Below are 17,829 nucleotides of genomic sequence, written 5' to 3' on the forward strand. Positions count from 1 at the left end.
ATAAATCACGGGTTTCAATGTGATTTGGCAATTTAAAACATCAAGATTAGAAACTGTTATTTATTTACAGCCTATATGAAGTCGTACGCTAGGGGCTTTATTCGCCTTAACTAACCTGACCTCGGGATAAGCAATATTACGCAACAAAGCTATTTTAACCGCTTTCAGCGTTATTTCTCCCACCAATAGCCCGCTATTGGGTAGGTTAAAATGCCTTGATAACGATTAAACTTACATCATTGTGTATGAGATGTAATTTACTATTTTAATTTCATAGTGTTAAAACATTCATTATCCAGAGTTCAGGTTAATTAGCACTTAAGCTTAAATATGGGTAGAATAGCAAAAATTTTCGTCTCAAATATTGTCCAATGCAGTAAGGAATTCATTATGGCTTCTCTTCAAGAGCAGTTGCTTAAAGCCGGTTTAACCACTAAGCAAAAAACGCGTCAAGCAAACTCAGATAAACGTAAAAAAAACAAACAAAAGCGTAGCGGTGTTGAACATGGCGCTAGCTTGCAAGAGCAGGTAAAGCAAGACTTAGCACTATCAAAAGCAGATAAGCTTGCTAAAGATAGCGCCCTTAATGAAGTCAAAAAACAAGAGCTTGCCAGTAAAGAGCAAAAATTACGTATCAAGCAAATTCTTGAGCATCATCAATTAACAGGTGTTAGTGGAGATAGTGACTATAACTACACTTTCAATAATAAAGTTAAAAAATTAGCGCTTAATACCATCACCCATAAAGCACTGGTTAATGGTCGTTTGGCACTATGTGGCTTAAATGAAACTACTTATCTTGTTACCAGTGAAACGGCGGCTAAAATAGCCGACCTCGACACTAGTATTGTGTTAGTGCAAAACGATAAGGTTGAGACTGAAGAAACCGATGAAAATGATCCCTACGCTGATTATCAAATACCTGATGATTTAATGTGGTAGTTGATTATTTCGCTAAGTGTTTCGTGTGATTGAACATACCGAGATAAATAGCAGGAAAATATTTACCTGCTATTTATGTTAGAATGACCTTCAAATTTGGTGTATTGAACACCTAAAGTACTAGTACCTATATTAATAGTTAACCTAAACAAAGTGTTAATTAAGATTATAGAAATTATTTTATTTATAAGAGTTACTAAATATTATGTTGATGAAAGCTATCCGTTGGCCAATAGGGCAATTAATTTTAATACTAAACTTTATTTTTTCACCGCGTTCGCCAAAGCGTGCCATAGACGAGCAAGCTAAAATTGATGATAAGACGCAAAGCTTAAGCTTGTATCAACTACCATCTTGTCCTTTTTGTGTAAAAGTACGTCGTACCATGAAACGAGAAGGTTTAAAGATAGAGCTACGTAACATCAGTGGTAAAAATGACTTTAGTGAAGAGCTTACTCGTGAAGGCGGTAAACGCAAAGTACCCTGTTTACGTATTGAAAAATCCGACGGTCAAGTGCAATGGTTATATGAGTCAAGTGATGTGGTTGCACATTTACAGACCTTAACTAAAGCTGCCTAATTAAATTTAAGCGGCTTAAGTTAAATTAAATTGTATATTAAGAAAGTGTGCCACTGTTGGCGCACTTTTTTGTTTTTTAAGCGGAAAAGCAGCCGTTGTAAATGGCAATATAAATATATCCCCCTAAACTAACCTTATAATATCAATTTTTCATTTTAGAAGCTTTAGACATTGTCCACATGAGCACATTTTTGGCGTGTGTTGCAAAGCGGTCCTTAATAAAACCCTTTAAATATCTTTATGCTGAAGTCCAGAACATTAATTAAAATGTGAGGGTATTTTATCAAGGCTACTATGCAGAAAAATACTTAGAGTATTGCTTTCTCAGCAAGCTAATATTTAAATTACCAGCTAGGAAGAATAAGTAGTAATGAATAAGGCATTATTAAGTCTAGTATTAGTTGTATCATTAGGTTTATCTGCTTGTTCAACAAAACCATCTCATATTGGCACAGTAGTGGTCACAAACTCAGGCGATGAATACAGCTTAAGTGAAAAGACTACAGAGTCAGTTCATGTTGTTGGTGCATATTATGAATATCAATTTGTACGTAACAGTGAATCAGGCTTCAAAGGTTGTACAAAATTAATGAATAATGCAGAAAAGACTTAATAACCGCCATTATGTATGTTAACTGTCAATACACATTCACAATTATATCAACAGATTATAAATATTAAGGAACAAACAATGCTAATTTTAACGAGAAGAGTCGGTGAAACATTAATGATCAATGACAATATTACCGTCACGGTATTAGGTGTTAAAGGTAGTCAAGTGCGCATAGGTATTAATGCACCTACTGATGTTTCCGTACATCGTGAAGAGATTTACCAACGCATTCAAGCTGAGAAAGCGAGTAATGAAAGTGATAACAGCTCAATTACTTAGCAGTGCACCCGTCAGTTTATCAAGGGATGTATAAAGCAGAGCAGTTAAATTTCTGATTGAGTAGACATATAATATGTTATCGAAATCTCAGAATAACGATAATACCAATTGCTATTAATGAGCCAGCTTATTGCTGGCTTTTGTATGTCGGCTTGAGCAAGGGCACTTTTATTAGCATAATAGCTCAACCTTTATCTTTATTCTTTGAAATTTAATTAAGCTAACACCTTTCTTATTACTAGTTGTAAAATTTAATAAGGTATTAGCTGTGCTGATAAAAACACCGAAAAGTTCAGATTTGAAAGAGAGTGAAGTCACCCCTGAAAATGTTTATTTAAATAGACGTGACTTATTAAAAAGTTTGGGTTTTTTAGGTGCGGGCGCTTTACTGGCTAATTCTGCCAGCGCCAACGCGATAGATTGGTTTTCCCAAGAAGAAAAAGTAAAATTTAAAACTACATCGTTAAAGTACCAGGCGGATGCAAACAGCAATAACTTAAGCCTTACCCCTGAAAGTAAAGTCACTACCCACAACAATTTTTATGAGTTTGGCGCGCAAAAACAGCAGCCAGCAGAATTATCACAAAGCTTTAAGGTCAATCCTTGGCAGCTAACTATTTCGGGTGAATGTGATAAGCCAATCACTTTAGATTACGACGACCTAACCACTATGTTTGCCCTAGAAGAACGTATTTATCGTTTACGTTGTGTTGAAGCATGGTCAATGAATATCCCTTGGATTGGTTTTTCTTTAGCAGACTTATTAAAAAAAGTTTCCCCAAACTCGTCGGCCAAATACGTTTTTTTTGAGACCCTGCATGATCCGGTACAAATGCCTGGGCAAGCTAATAGGCGCTTAGGTGGAGGCATTGCTTACCCTTATGTTGAAGGGCTGCGCATTGATGAAGCTATGAACCCATTGACGTTAATGAGTGTCGGCTTATACGGGAAAACCTTACCGCCGCAAAATGGTGCCCCTATTCGTTTAGTGGTGCCATGGAAGTACGGCTTTAAAAGCATTAAGTCAATCGTGTCTATTAAGCTAGTAAGTGAGCAACCACAAACCACTTGGCATAAGCTGGCAGCTAATGAATATGGTTTTTACGCCAATGTTAACCCCGAGCATGATCACCCAAGGTGGAGTCAAGCCAGTGAAAGGCATATAACTTCCGGTGGTTTATTTTCTCGTAACCGTATTAACACTTTGCCTTTTAATGGTTATGGCGAGCAGGTGGCTCATTTGTATAAAGGCATGGATTTAAGGAAATATTATTAGGTCCTCTTCCTTATGAATAAAAAAATATCTACAGCGAAAAAAGTATTGATGTTGAAAGTCGTTATTCATCTGGCGGCTTTTTTACCTTTATTTAATTTATATTACCTTGCCTTTAATGACTTGCTCGGTGCTGATCCCGTTGAACGAGTGATTCACTTTACTGGCATTGGTGCCTTTAACTTGTTATTGGTGACTCTTACTATTTCACCCATTGCCAAAAAATTTAAACAGGGATATTTACTGCAAGTAAGGCGCTTACTCGGTTTATATGCTTTTAGTTATGCCTTTATGCATGTATTAAATTTTTTAGCCTTTGATTTACAGTTTGCCTGGTGGTTATTTTTTAACGAAATTGTTAAACGCCCCTATATTACTATTGGTATGCTGGCTTTTGTTTTAGTCGCGGCACTTGCGATTACGTCTTTAAACAGCCTCAAACGAAAGATGGGTAAGTCATGGCAAAACCTACATAACTTTAGTTATCTTATTGTTGTATTAGTGTCGATACACTTTTATTGGTCAGTTAAGTCTGAGCTTATTTCGCCATTATTTTATTTTCTGCTAACTATCATTTTACTGAGCTTTCGCTATAAAAAAATCAAAGTATTGCTTGGTTCACTATTTAGTAAAAGACAAAGCTAATGCCACTTTATTAAATGACTTTATACCGCGTTAAATAATTTAAGCATAGAATGACTATGCTTAAAGTATCCTCCTCGCCTAAAGTTCTTTTAATTGCCACTTAAATCCTGCACTTTGAATGGTACGGGTATATGTTATTAAACGTAATTTTATGACTGTTTATCGCCATAACCTTGTTGTTTTGCCAAAATAAATTTATGGTATCGGGCACTGTATGTCTCAACCGGAATTAAGATGTCTAAAAAAACATTACCGCGAAATTTAGTTATGAGTAAGTTTACTCATAAGTTTATTAATAAGAAAAGTGCGTTTACCTTGTTTGCTACCAGTATGTTGTCACTTGGCTTAACGGCTTGTTTACCGAATGAAAAACAAGACGCTAAAATTGTAATCAACAAAAACCCTTACCCAAGTACTTACCAAGCTCTTCCAGCACAAAGTACTTTATTGACCAATGCCACAATATTAACCGGTACCGGTGAGCGCTTAGATGACGCTGACATATTGTTAGTAAATGGCAAAGTTATGCAAGTAGGTAAGAACTTATCTGCAGAGCAGGCGAAGGTTATTGATATGGCAGGTAAATGGATTACCCCAGGTATTATCGATGTTCATTCACATTTAGGAGTTTATCCTAATCCACAAGTAGAATCACATTCTGATGGTAACGAGATGACTTCTCCAAATACCTCAGAAGTTTGGGCTGAGCACAGTGTTTGGCCACAAGATCCAGCCTTTGAAGCTGCCCGCGCGGGTGGTGTAACTACCCTACAGATTTTACCTGGCTCAGCTAACTTATTTGGTGGCCGCGGCGTAACTTTACGCAATGTACCTAGTCATACTATGCAAGGCATGAAGTTTGCCGATGCACCATACGGTTTGAAAATGGCCTGTGGTGAAAACCCTAAACGTGTTTATGGTAGTCGCAAGGTTCTACCTTCAACTCGTATGGGCAATGTTGCCGGTTATCGAACCGCTTGGCTTGCCGCCACTGAATATAAACGTGAGTGGGATAAATACGACAGCGATTACAGTGCCGGTAAAAATCCACAAGCACCAACACGAGATCTAGAGCTTGATACTTTAATGGGCGTGTTAGACGGCGAAATATTAATTCATAACCATTGTTACAAAGCTGAAGAAATGGCGGTGATGATCGATCTTTCCAATGAATTTAATTATCACTCAGGTACTTTCCATCATGCAATTGAAGCTTATAAAATTGCTGATTTATTAGCTGCTAATGGTAATTGTGCCGCTATGTGGCCAGATTGGTGGGGCTTTAAAATGGAAGCTTTTGACATGGTTGAAGAAAATGCAGCCATTGTTGATGCGGTGAAAAATTCTTGTGCAGTGGTTCATTCTGACTCAAGCACAACTATCCAACGTTTAAATCAAGAAGCGGCGAAAGTAATGTATCGCGCCAATGAAAATGGTTTCGCTTTAAAAGAAGAAGATGCCATTAAGTGGATTACCGCAAATGCGGCTAAATCATTAGGTATTAATGATGAAGTTGGCAGCCTAGTTGCCGGTAAAAATGCGGATGTTGTCGTTTGGAACATGAACCCATTTAGTGTTTATGCCCAAGCAGAGCAAGTATTTATTGATGGCGCTAAGGTTTATGATCGATTTGATGATAAATACCAAGCGAAAAGTGATTTTTTACTTGGCCAAAACTTAAGTAATCATGCAAACGACCAAGCTACTGAAGCCGTTACTGCACCTGTTAGCAAACTATCTACCACATCATCTACCAAGTAAAGGAACCACAATGAAAAATACTTATTTACTAACGTCATTGCGCTGTGCCTTATTCGGTGCATTTACTGTGACTACCAGCCAAGTACAAGCTGAATCTATTGCCATCACCAATGCCACTGTTTATACCGTTGCGGAACAAGGCATTTTATCGCAAGCAACCGTTGTTATTGATGACGGCACAATTATCGCGGTTTATAGTAAAGATGAAGTGCCAGAGTCACTAAACACCGATACTTTAATTGATGCTAAAGGGCGTATTTTAACGCCGGGTTTTATTGCTTCTCAAAATTTACTAGGCCTAGTTGAAGTGGGCGCCGTTTCTGCAACACGTGATGGCTCGGATAAAAAAGCCGATTTAACTTTTGATGCTAGTTTAGCCTTTAACCCTAAGTCGAGCTTAATTGCTTATGCACGTAAGGGCGGCGTTACCAGTAACTTGGTTATGCCACATGGCGGCGATAAGGTCTTCACTGGCCAAAGCTTTGTCGTTAATCTATCCGGTGAATTTGACAGTGTTATTGTCCAGAAAAACGCAGTGATGGTGTCATTGGGTAGTAGTCGTAAAGGCTCTCGAGCGTTAAAGCTACAGACATTAGCTAATGACCTTGAAGATGCTCAAAAAGAACTAGCTAAAGCAGAAAAAGCTGAAGCTAAGAATAAAAAGGCTAAAGGAAAAGATAAGAAAGAAGCGAAAGAGCCTTCTCGCTCGCAAAAAGTTATGTACGCTTTATTAGCCGGTGAAAAGCCATTATTGGCTTATGCAGATAGAGCCACTGATATTCTAGCTTTATTAAAATTAAAGCAACAATATAACCTAGATTTGGTGTTAGTAGGCGCGAGTGATGCGGTATTAGTTAGCGATGAAATAGCTAAAGCCAACGTGACTGTGATGATGAGTGCTATTGATAATTTACCGAGTAGTTTTGATTCATTACATAACTCATTGGCTAATGTCGCTAAACTGACAAAAGCTGGCGTGAAGGTAATTATCAGTAATAGCGGTGAGAGTCATAACATTAACCAATTACGCTTTGATGCGGGTGTGGCTATTGCTAATGGTCTAGCTGAAACTACCGCTTTAGCAGCCATTACCGCTAATGTTGCCGATACTTTTAAGTTAAATAGTGGTCGTATTGTTGTTGGTAAAAATGCTGATTTAGTTTTATGGAGCAGTGACCCGTTTGAAATAAGTACTAAGGTTGATGCTATGTGGATTAACGGTAATGCCATGTCGTTAAGATCCCGTCAAGATGCCTTACGTGAACGTTATACTGCCGATACTGATATGCCACGCTCTTATACTAAATAGTTACGAATTATTAAGGTAAAGAGCTAAGGGAAAGCACTAAGCTAAAACCCTCAGGGATTGAGTAGTTAGCTTGATTCATCTACTCCTGAACTTTTAATCAAAACCCGTATTTTAAGGAAACTTAACATACGGGTTTTTTATTTTTATCCTCGCTGCTTTTAAAGTAAGTTGTCTTGCTCAGTATTGTCTTAAGCGCAATCGATATCGGCTCTGTAGGCGTTTGGTAAGTGTAAGCAAGAGAATAAGCTTGTATTTTAATTCCCCTTCATTATCATTGTGATACAGCTTCACCTTAACTCACTAATTTTTAAGCAACTATTATGCGCTTTGTTTTACTTTCTCTTTTACTCTTTAAGCTAACTACTTTAGCTTCTTCTGCCCACGCCAGAGACAAAATTGGTTTGGTGTTAAGTGGCGGTGGCGCTAAAGGCTCAGCCCATATTGGTGTACTTAAAGTATTAGAGCAGCATAATATTCCAGTAGACTATGTCGTCGGTACCAGTATTGGTGCTTATGTTGGTGGCATGTATGCCTTAGGTTATGAAGTTGATGAAATTGAAAAAATTATGCTCAAACTGCATTGGGATAATGGCTTCTCTGATTTTATTCCTAGAGAAGCTTTATCTTATGCAAATAAGCAGCATAGAGATAGATACAACTTATCCATCAGGTTAGGTTACAGCGATGGCAAATTTAAAGTGCCGCACGGCTTATTACTCGGTCAAAGTGCTTACCAAATATTACAACGCTCAACTGATACCGTTAGCTCTTTTGCTAGCTTTGATGAATTAGCTATTCCCTATAGAGCGGTGGCCTCAAATATAGCAACAGCAAAAATGGTAGTGCTCGATTCGGGCAGTATTAATCAGGCAATGAAGGCTTCAGCGTCAGTGCCTGGTATTGTCGCGGCAGTGGAAATTGATGGTGTTATGCTAGTTGATGGCGGTATTACCAATAATATGCCCATTGATGTGGTTAAAAAAATGGGCGCTGATATTGTTATTGCCGTTGATATAGGTTCGCCATTAGCTGATCAAAGTCAATTAACCAGTACCGTTTCTGTACTCAATCAGCTATCTACTATATTGACTAATAATACCAGTTTGGCGCAAAAATCATTACTTAACGATAACGATATATTATTGCGACCAGCCATTGATGACTTAAGTACCACCGATTGGTCTGTTATGCCAGAAGCATTAGCGTTAGGTGAACAAGCAGCGTTGGCTAATTTAGATGTTTTGACAAAATTAGCCATTAATGATGCCGATTACCAAGCCTATAAACAAAAAAAACGCGCTAAAGCTAAACTATGGTTTACCGAGCTAACTAACAAAATCATTGAAATTCAATTTCAAAATAACTCAAAAGTAGAAAATGACATTATTGCGCTACATTTTGCTGTTGAGTTAAATAAAGTTCTTAGTAAAGATGAATTAGATTCAGCTATTAATAGGGTATATGCCCTAGATAAATTCGAACAAGTGACGGTTGAATTTAACGATACTGAACAAGGCCGAGTTTTAATTTTACATACCAGAGCTAAATCTTGGGGACCTAACTATTTTGATTTTGGCTTTAATTTAAAAACAGATTTTTCTAACCGCTCCATTACCTCCATCAATATGTCTTATTTGATGACTGACATTAATGATAAAGGCGGTCGCTGGTTAAATGAAGTCAGGGTAGGTTGGGAAACCTTGCTAGCCAGTGAGTTTTATCAACCCTTGACTAAATCGCACGATTTCTACAGTAGGGCAAGAGTTGCTTATGCACAAGATAAGTGGGAAAAAACCAGTGCTCGTGATGAGTTGAGCAAAGACCATTATTTAGCAACCTTAGCCTTAGGATATAACTATTCGTTTGACGGCATAATTGAAGTGGGTTTCATAGCTGAAACAGGAGACCTTTCTAAGGATTCTCCGGCGAGTGATGAGTTTGATTATGAGAGTTATGGCAGTTTTATTAAGTTTGGTTATGATACTTTAAACAGTATTAATTTCCCTACCCAAGGTAATAAGTTAGTCATTGAGATGCAGTGGTTAAATGATAAGTACTCGCCGCAGCTCAATGCCAGTGCAGACGATAAAGCACTTACCTTTACCTTAGATTGGCGCGGTGCTATTGGTCTTGGGGGTCATACTTTTGTTGGTATTACTTCTTTTGCTAGCATAGATAATGACACCGACTTTAGTGTGCATGTTACCGAGCTAGGTGGATTTTTAAACTTGTCGGGTTACCAAGAAGATGCGCTCATTGGTGTGCATAAAGCCTTTGCTGCGGTTGTTTATCAATACGACTTAGGCCGTGATGTGCCCGGTGGCTCAGGCTTACCTATATATTTAGGCACCAGTATTGAAGCCGGTAATGTTTGGGGGATAAATGAAACCGTTAAATACAGTGATTTAATTCACTCAGGCAGCATTTATCTAGGAACAGATACCAGTTTTGGTCCGGCAGTATTTGGCGTAGGTTTTGCCACTGGCGGTGAATATTCATTGTTTTTATCCATAGGTAAAAGCTGGTAGTACCAATCGGCTAGTACAAATAAAGTTAAGCCAAGCTTACTAGGTAAACTTTTATGCTATCAAACAGTGTTAGCTTCTTATAGAATTTGGCTGCTATAAGATTTTCCTGCGAAAGAAACTTTATTCTTTTCGAGTTTAAAACTGCGAACAGCGAGCTTTTAAATTCATAACCTAACCAGATTAGTTTACCCCATGACAAAAATACCACTAGATAATGATTTTGCTCAAGTTACGCCTATTAACCTAAGTCAGGATAATGTTGCTAACGATGGTAACGCAGAGTTTCTTGACGGCGACGCTCTTGAAGGCTTGAGTATTAGCCATCCACACTGTCAGGCTCTGGTAAGTTTGTATGGCGGGCAAGTATTAAGCTTTAAACCCACAGGTCATAAAGATGTTTTATGGTTAAGTAAAAAAGCTCATTATCAAGCCGGTAAAGCCATTCGCGGAGGTATTCCGCTGTGTTGGCCTTGGTTTGGCGCTAATGATAAACAAACTAGTGCTCAATCAAGGCAGCTAAAATCAGCTAATCATGGTTTTGCTCGGCAACTGCCGTGGCAAGTTGACAGCATTGCCGCCGATGAAAGTGGCGTTACCCTGGTTTTAGTTTTAGCGGGAGAGAATCAACATCCACTTTGGCCTAATGCCTATAAATTAAAACAAACACTGTTCTTTGGTAAAAGCTTTAAACAGACATTAGCCATGAGCAATCTCTCGTCACAAGATGCCCAATACTCTGCAGCCTTGCATAGTTATTTTACCGTCAGTAATCCAAGCAACGTCATTATCGATGCGTTAACTGGGCTTAGTTATCATGACAAATTAACCGCGAGTGCAAGTATTCAACAACAAAGCGTCAGTTGTATTGGTGAGATTGATCGTGAATATCACAGCTCTGAAAAAATGACACTTGTTGATAGTAAATGGCAACGTAAAATTGACATCGTTAGCAGTAATTGCCAGCAATGGGTGTTATGGAATCCAGGTGTTGAGTTAGCTAATACTATGGCGGATATTCATGCTAATGGTGAGCAAGAATATGTATGTTTAGAAGCGGCAAATACTAACTGGCAAGAATTACCTGCAGGAGAGACCGTCACTATTTCTCAAGAAATAGCCGTTACTAAGCTCTAATGAAACGTTAATTCCTTTTCAGTTCAGCTTTAACTATCTTTGATAGCTTAGTTAATTCTTAAATAGCGGTGTAATAAGGCTTGAGTAAAATTTATCTTCAGGTAAAAACCCCGTGGTAAGGTCATAAAAGGTTTACCGTTACGATCAAAGGCTTGGGTTTTTACTTTGCTATTAGCTGCTTTGGGTCTTAACTGCATCACTTGCCCGTGTTTGCCATGAATATTCTCAACTTCACCTAGTACTATCATATCGGTAAGCTCTTGCCAGTCTTGCGCTAATAGCGCTTCTTCTTCGACATTGGGCGACCATATAAAAGGCATACCCACTAAACGCTCACTTAGTGGCACATCTTTAGGGGTGATTACTGGCACCCAAAGTACTCGCGCGAGTTTTTTACGCACATAACAATTATGCCAAGTTACTCCAACTAGGCCTGTTAACGGCGCAACACTGACAAAGGTTGTTTCCAAGGGCTTAGCTTGCTCATTAATGGGTAATGACTTTAATTCGATACCTAAGTGAGGGAAATCAGGCTCAGGCCGAGAGCCAGCACTAGCACCGAGAACATGCTCAAATAATAAACCTATCCACCCCTTGTTGCGGGTTAAATCCTTAGGAACGGCAATACCTGCTTGCTCGGCTATTTCACCTAAGGTTAAGCCGGCTAAATTTTGTGCACTTGCCATCAGTGCTTGTTCAGAGGAAGGTATGTTCATAAAGGAAACAGATTAACCATGAAATAAACTTGATGGCTATTATTAATTAATTGCTAAAAAAATCAAAGTAATCATTTGCTCCACTGCCGTTAATATGGTTGAATTGATGCAAGAATTTTATATATTGTCAGGAGTTCCTGTGATCGATGCCGAAGGCTATCGCGCCAACGTCGGCATAGTAATAATTAACGACAGGGGACAAGTATTTTGGGCAAGAAGGTTTGGGCAACATTCATGGCAATATCCACAAGGTGGAGTTGATGAAGGTGAGTCGGCTGAAGAAACCATGTTTCGAGAGTTACATGAAGAAGTTGGCTTAAAACCCGAAGACGTGAAAATTGTTGCTTCAACTAAGCACTGGCTAAAATATCGATTACCAAAGCGCTACATTAGGCATGACTCTAAACCCGTTTGTATTGGTCAAAAGCAAAAATGGTTTTTATTAAAACTAACGGCTGCTGAATCTGCAGTTGATTTACTACATAGTCCGCATCCTGAATTTGATGATTGGCGCTGGGTAAGTTACTGGTATCCAGTTAGGCAGGTAGTGTCTTTTAAACGTGATGTTTATCGCAAGGTCATGAAAGAGTTTGCCAGTTTTGCTTTACCGCTAACCTATGAACGACGACCAGAGCGGCGTAAACGTCGTGCTTAGTTTCCATAAAAAAGCGTAATTATTACTATGATTTAGAGTAGTGTTAAGAATCCTAATAGCCCACTTTATTGTGGGCTATTTTTTTCTACATTTTCATTTGCACTCTGGTGTGTAATAAATGGTGTGCATCATTTTGTGATCAATCTTTGAGGAATTAAATGTTAACTACCTTACGTCGAATAGTATTGGAATTTAGCCAAGAAGCTGAACTACAAAATGCGCTTGAACGTATGGTATATCGCGTAAAAAAAGCGATGAAAACAGATTGTTGCTCAATTTATTTAGCTGATTATCATCAGCAACATTTTTTATTAATGGCTTCTGATGGCTTAGCTAAAACGTCACAGGGACAAACTTGCATTGGTTTTTCTGAGGGGTTGGTTGGCCTTGTTGGTCAACGAGAAGAGCCGCTGAATATTGCTGATGCCCAGCTGCATCAAGACTTTATTCACGCGCCAGAAGTTGAAGAAGACGACTTTAATGCCTTTTTGGGTACGCCCATTATTCATCAACGTAAAGTGTTAGGTATTTTAGCTATTCAGCAAAAAGAGTCGCGTCACTTTACCGAAAATGATGAAGCCTTTTTAGTGACACTGTCGGCGCAATTAGCCAGTGCTTTGGCTAATGCCGAAATTAAAAGTTTACTCAGTCAGCAAGAAGAGCAAAATCAAGGTGTTAAACAATTACATGGTATTGCTGGCGCGCCAGGAATAGCCTTAGGTGAAATTATAGTCTGCCAACCGCAAGCGGATCTGGCAGCGGTTTCATTAAAAAAATCCCCGGATAGCCAAAAGCAGTTATTACGCTTTGAACAAGCGGTTGAAAAAACCCGTACAGAATTTAATGTTTTAAGTAGTAAATTGAGTGAAGTTATTGATGATGACAGCTTGGCTATTTTTGATGTCTACAAACAATTACTCGACCAAGCCAATTTAGGCCAAGAAGTTGCGGCCAAAATCTCACTGGGCTGGCGAGCAGACAGTGCCTTAAAGTTAGTGATTGAACATTACATTAGTCAATTTGAAGCCATTGAAGATAGCTATTTTCGTGAGCGAGCCAGTGATATTCGTGACTTAGGTACACGCTTATTAGTGAATATTCAGCAACAAACGAAAGAAGAATTACTCTTACCCGAGCAATTTATTTTGCTGGCCCATGATGTCAGCGCCGCCATGGTGGCGCAATATCAGCATCAGGGGCTGTTGGGTGTTATTTCCTTATCTGGCTCTAATAATTCACACGCAGCCATTTTAGCGCGATCATTAGGTTTGCCAGCTATCATGGGCGTTAATGCCATAGTGCTCAGTCAATTGCATCAGCAACAGGCAATACTTGATGGTTTTAGTGGCGAGCTATTTATTAACCCTGATGAAAGCTTAATACAAGAGTATCAATATTTATTAAGCCAAGAAAAAGCCCTGACTGATAAAGTTATGGCAGTGGCACACCTGCCTTGTATTACCCAAGATGGTCGAGCCATTGAAGTGTTACTTAATGCCGGTTTATCGGCCGGATTTGAACATAATGCACAACTAGGTGCGCTAGGTATTGGTTTGTATCGCACCGAAATACCCTTTATGAACCGACACTGTTTTCCATCAGAGCAAGAGCAAACTAAGTTATACCGTAAGGTGTTAGAGGTATTTCCTAAGCATGGTGTTACCATGCGAACACTTGATGTTGGCGGCGATAAGTCACTACCTTATTTTCCCATTAATGAAGAAAACCCTTTCCTTGGTTGGCGTGGAATTCGCATTACCCTAGATCATCCGGAAATATTCCTGGTGCAAGTGCGTGCTATGTTACGGGCTAATCAAGGCTTAAACAATTTAGAAATCATGTTGCCGATGATTTCTGGTGTAGAAGAAGTTGATGAAGCCATTCGGTTAATCAATCAGGCCTTCTTTGAGCTAAAAACAGAGTTGACCACAGAAATAACCACTGAACTTATGTCAGCAAGCAATGCTGATGGTCACTTAAGTCTCCAGCAAGCACAAATAAAAGCCAAGGCGGTTTCTGCGCAATTAGTACGACCTAAAATAGGTATTATGTTGGAGGTGCCTTCGGTTATATTCCAAATGGAAGCCCTAGCTAAACGTGTTGATTTTTTTTCTGTCGGTAGTAACGACTTAACTCAGTATTTATTAGCGGTAGATCGAAATAATAGCCAAGTGGCTAATTTATATGATGCCTTTCACCCTGCGGTGTTAAGTGCTTTAAACAGTCTAGCTCAGCAATCGGCGCAGTATTTAACTCCCATCAGCTTATGTGGTGAGTTGGCGGCACAGCCAGCGGGGGCCATTTTATTATTGGCCATGGGCTATGACAAAATTAGTATGAATGGACATAACGTACCACGAATTAAATGGGTCATTCGTCATATTTCTTTTGCGCAAGCGCAAACAATTTTAGCTAAAGCTTTAACCTTAACAACAGCCAAGCAAGTACATAGTTATCTAAATGAGCAGCTTGAAGCTTTAGGGTTAGGCGGCTTTATTCGCGCAGGTGGTTAGTTTACCAACAGTAAATAATGAGTATCAAGCTAGTATCTTTTTTCTAGTCTTGTCAGTGTAATAATATTTAGGGGCGGGTTTTCCGCTAAGTAGAATGATTTTAACAGTATTAATTTCTTGTGTTGCTTTAGGCAGTGTCGTTGGTTTTTTAGCTGGCTTGTTAGGCATAGGTGGTGGTCTTATTATTGTGCCAGCACTGGTTTATTTACTGCCCATGGTTGGCGTTAGTAGCGAAATAGTGATGCCAATGGCACTAGCCACTTCTTTAGGGGCTATTGTCATTACCTCGGCCAGTGCTGCATTGGCACATCATAGTAAAAAAAATATTCCATGGACATTAGCAAAACCCTTAATGCTCTTAGTCGCGATAGGGGCATTGTTAGGGGCTTTTATTGCTGACTCTCTTTCGAGTGAAGCGTTAACTGGCTTTTTCTCCATTGTCGTGGTTTTATTGGCTGTTTACATGTTACTTTCGATTAATGCCTCAAAAAAGAGGTCATTGCCAGCCACTTACGTGTTGCAAACCATTAGTTTTATAACGGGGATTATTGCTAGTTTAATGGGCATAGCTGGCGGCGCTATTTTAGTGCCTATGTTGAGTTTTTTCGGCGTGTCTGTACGGCATAGTATAGGCTTAGCAACGGCTTGCGGAGTAATGGTGGCACTATTTGGCTCCCTTGGTTATATCATTACTGGCTTTAATTTACCTAACCTGCCGAAGTGGAGCTTAGGTTATATTTATTTGCCGGCATTATTAGGTATTGTGATGAGCTCGGCGATATTTGCACCAATAGGGGTTAAATATGCCAGTAAATTACCGGTGAAAACTTTGAAGAAGTTTTTTGCCGTTTTTCTAATTTGTGTCGCTATTAAAATGATGCTTGGTTAACTTTGTTTGAGTTAACTTTGTTTGAGTTAACTTGTTTTACTGGAGTCATTTTCAGTGAAGTACTTTAATAAATAACCTTTTAGCCATAACAGGGTATAATCTCGGCCAATGAATAAATAGTTTTAACTTTCGAATATTTAACCTTCTACCTTTTAACTTTCTACTTTGAGAAAACGGACAAGCAATGACAGATAAGTTTTTACAATTTCCGGTAATAGACCCGATTATATTTAGCATTGGCCCAGTATCATTACGCTGGTATGGCACCATGTATTTAATTGGCTTCCTTGCCGCTATGTTTATGGCAAACAAGGCCGCTGATAGAAGTAACGGCTTATGGACACGCGAGCAAGTCAGTGACTTATTATTTTATGGTTTCTTAGGGGTAATTCTAGGTGGTCGTGTTGGCTATGTATTGTTTTATCAGTTCGAATACTTCCTGTCCGATCCATTATATTTACTGGAAATATGGCAAGGCGGCATGTCTTTTCACGGCGGCTTACTCGGGGTGACTTTAGCGGTATTGATTTTTGCCCGTAAGACAAATAAATCCTTTTTAACGGTAGGTGATTTCATTGTGCCGCTAGTGCCTATTGGCTTAGGCATGGGGCGGTTAGGTAATTTTATTAATGCTGAACTTTGGGGACGTCAAACTGATGTGCCATGGGCTATGGTTTTCCCAACCGATGCATTACAAGTTCCACGCCATCCTTCACAGCTTTATGAATTCTTTTTAGAAGGCGTAGTACTGTTTATTATTTTGTATGTTGTTACCCGTAAGCCGCGTAGTTTAGGTTTAGCTTCGGGCACCTTCTTAATTGGCTATGGCATATTTAGAAGTATTGTCGAATTCTTCCGTGAGCCTGATGCGCATCTAGGCTTATATTTTTCCTTTATATCAAAAGGGCAAATTTTAAGTATTCCGATGATACTTATTGGACTGTTTATTATCTATTGGGGTTACAACCAGCAGCAAAAGTCGGCGATTAATGCGAGTAAAAAAATGACTAAAACTAGTCAGGAACCGGTCAGTAAATCAGCGAAAGGAAATAGCTAATGCGCGCATATTTAGATCTATGTCAAAGAATTATAGAGCAGGGTACTTGGGTTGAAAATGAGCGCACTGGTAAGCGCTGTTTAACCGTTATAAATGCCGACTTGGAATATAACGTTGGTGATAACCAGTTCCCATTAATTACCACCCGTAAAAGCTTTTTTAAGTCGGCCATTGCGGAATTTATTGGTTATATCCGCGGCTATGATAATGCCAGTGATTTTCGAAAACTTGGCACTAAAACTTGGGATGCCAATGCCAATTTAAATGAAGCTTGGCTTAATAACTCACACCGTAAAGGTGAAGACGATATGGGCCGAGTTTATGGTATACAAGCGCGTGCCTGGGCAAAGCCAGATGGCGGCAGTATCGATCAACTGAAAAAAATTGTTGATAACCTAAAAAATGGTATCGATGATCGTGCTGAAATCATGACTTTTTACAACCCCGGTGAATTTGACTTAGGTTGTTTAAGACCTTGTATGCATACCCATAACTTCTCTTTACTTGGTGATACCTTGCACCTTACCAGCTTTCAGCGTTCATGTGATGTGCCGCTAGGGCTTAATTTTAACCAAGTACAAGTGTTTACCTTTTTAGCGTTAATGGCGCAAATCACCGGTAAAAAAGCCGGCATGGCGTATCACAAAATTGTTAATGCTCATATTTATGAAGACCAGTTATCGTTAATGCAAGATGTGCAGTTAAAACGTGAGCCGATGGCGTTGCCAAAACTTATTATCAACCCTGAAATCAAATCATTAGAAGATTTAGAAACTTGGGTAACTATGGATGATTTTAAAGTGGAAGGCTACGAGTGTCACGACGCAATTAAGTATCCATTTGCGGTGTAATTGTTAAATAACCTGAAAACTGGATAAGGATTGAACTAACTGCCCACCTTGCGATCAGATCTTTCGACTAAAAACGATTTGAAA

At 39.0% G+C, this 17,829-nt stretch carries 16 protein-coding genes; 15 read left to right on the forward strand and 1 reads right to left on the reverse strand.

What is annotated here, in order from left to right; genetic code table 11:
• Positions 1–390 precede the first annotated feature (390 nt).
• From HRT50_RS12945 to HRT50_RS12990, 10 genes are all read left to right on the forward strand, one after another.
• Positions 391–942: a DUF2058 domain-containing protein gene (locus HRT50_RS12945; RefSeq protein WP_291615173.1), complete on the forward strand. Its 552-nt coding sequence runs from the start codon at positions 391–393 to the stop codon at positions 940–942.
• A gap of 211 nt (positions 943–1,153) precedes the next feature.
• Complete coding sequence (locus HRT50_RS12950) at positions 1,154–1,522, forward strand: glutaredoxin (protein ID WP_291615200.1); 369 nt, start codon at positions 1,154–1,156, stop codon at positions 1,520–1,522.
• A 370-nt stretch (positions 1,523–1,892) separates the two neighbouring features.
• Positions 1,893–2,135 (forward strand): hypothetical protein, encoded by a 243-nt coding sequence (locus HRT50_RS12955; protein ID WP_291615175.1) that lies wholly within the window; start codon positions 1,893–1,895, stop codon positions 2,133–2,135.
• Between the two features lie 78 nt (positions 2,136–2,213).
• Positions 2,214–2,414 carry a carbon storage regulator CsrA gene (gene csrA / locus HRT50_RS12960; protein ID WP_291615177.1) on the forward strand — a complete coding sequence of 67 codons (201 nt, stop codon included), beginning with the start codon at positions 2,214–2,216 and terminating at the stop codon, positions 2,412–2,414.
• A gap of 268 nt (positions 2,415–2,682) precedes the next feature.
• Complete coding sequence (msrP, locus tag HRT50_RS12965; RefSeq protein ID WP_291615179.1) at positions 2,683–3,690, forward strand: protein-methionine-sulfoxide reductase catalytic subunit MsrP; 1,008 nt, start codon at positions 2,683–2,685, stop codon at positions 3,688–3,690.
• A gap of 12 nt (positions 3,691–3,702) precedes the next feature.
• The gene (msrQ, locus tag HRT50_RS12970) at positions 3,703–4,332 is read left to right on the forward strand and encodes a protein-methionine-sulfoxide reductase heme-binding subunit MsrQ (RefSeq protein WP_291615181.1); all 630 of its coding nucleotides are present in this window, start codon (positions 3,703–3,705) and stop codon (positions 4,330–4,332) included.
• Between the two features lie 330 nt (positions 4,333–4,662).
• Positions 4,663–6,093, forward strand: coding sequence for an amidohydrolase (locus tag HRT50_RS12975; RefSeq protein ID WP_291615201.1), 1,431 nt, complete (start codon positions 4,663–4,665; stop codon positions 6,091–6,093).
• A 10-nt stretch (positions 6,094–6,103) separates the two neighbouring features.
• Positions 6,104–7,402, forward strand: a complete 1,299-nt coding sequence (locus tag HRT50_RS12980; protein WP_291615183.1) for an amidohydrolase family protein — start codon at positions 6,104–6,106, stop codon at positions 7,400–7,402.
• Positions 7,403–7,722: 320 nt separating this feature from the next.
• A complete protein-coding gene (locus HRT50_RS12985) occupies positions 7,723–9,930 on the forward strand; it encodes a patatin-like phospholipase family protein (protein WP_291615185.1) in 2,208 nt (735 codons plus the stop codon).
• 192 nt (positions 9,931–10,122) lie between these two features.
• On the forward strand, positions 10,123–11,064 hold the full coding sequence (locus HRT50_RS12990; protein ID WP_291615187.1) for a D-hexose-6-phosphate mutarotase: 942 nt from the start codon (positions 10,123–10,125) through the stop codon (positions 11,062–11,064).
• 47 nt (positions 11,065–11,111) lie between these two features.
• Here the strand turns inward: HRT50_RS12990 and mutH are convergent, their stop codons facing one another.
• Positions 11,112–11,780 (reverse strand): DNA mismatch repair endonuclease MutH, encoded by a 669-nt coding sequence (mutH, locus tag HRT50_RS12995; protein ID WP_291615189.1) that lies wholly within the window; start codon positions 11,778–11,780, stop codon positions 11,112–11,114.
• A 139-nt stretch (positions 11,781–11,919) separates the two neighbouring features.
• On the opposite strand from mutH, the gene rppH reads away from it, so the two are divergent.
• From rppH to HRT50_RS13020, 5 genes are all read left to right on the forward strand, one after another.
• A complete protein-coding gene (rppH, locus tag HRT50_RS13000) occupies positions 11,920–12,435 on the forward strand; it encodes an RNA pyrophosphohydrolase (RefSeq protein WP_291615203.1) in 516 nt (171 codons plus the stop codon).
• A 158-nt stretch (positions 12,436–12,593) separates the two neighbouring features.
• Complete coding sequence (gene ptsP / locus HRT50_RS13005; RefSeq protein WP_291615191.1) at positions 12,594–14,948, forward strand: phosphoenolpyruvate--protein phosphotransferase; 2,355 nt, start codon at positions 12,594–12,596, stop codon at positions 14,946–14,948.
• 94 nt (positions 14,949–15,042) lie between these two features.
• Positions 15,043–15,837 carry a sulfite exporter TauE/SafE family protein gene (locus HRT50_RS13010; RefSeq protein ID WP_291615194.1) on the forward strand — a complete coding sequence of 265 codons (795 nt, stop codon included), beginning with the start codon at positions 15,043–15,045 and terminating at the stop codon, positions 15,835–15,837.
• A 184-nt stretch (positions 15,838–16,021) separates the two neighbouring features.
• On the forward strand, positions 16,022–16,894 hold the full coding sequence (gene lgt, locus HRT50_RS13015) for a prolipoprotein diacylglyceryl transferase (protein ID WP_291615196.1): 873 nt from the start codon (positions 16,022–16,024) through the stop codon (positions 16,892–16,894).
• Positions 16,894–17,745 (forward strand): thymidylate synthase, encoded by an 852-nt coding sequence (locus HRT50_RS13020; protein WP_291615198.1) that lies wholly within the window; start codon positions 16,894–16,896, stop codon positions 17,743–17,745. The genes lgt and HRT50_RS13020 overlap by 1 nt, the downstream gene beginning before the upstream one ends.
• The last annotated feature ends 84 nt before the right edge of the window (positions 17,746–17,829 follow it).

The organism is Colwellia sp. (assembly GCF_013215345.1).
In the GTDB taxonomy this organism is placed as follows: Bacteria; Pseudomonadota; Gammaproteobacteria; order Enterobacterales; family Alteromonadaceae; genus Colwellia.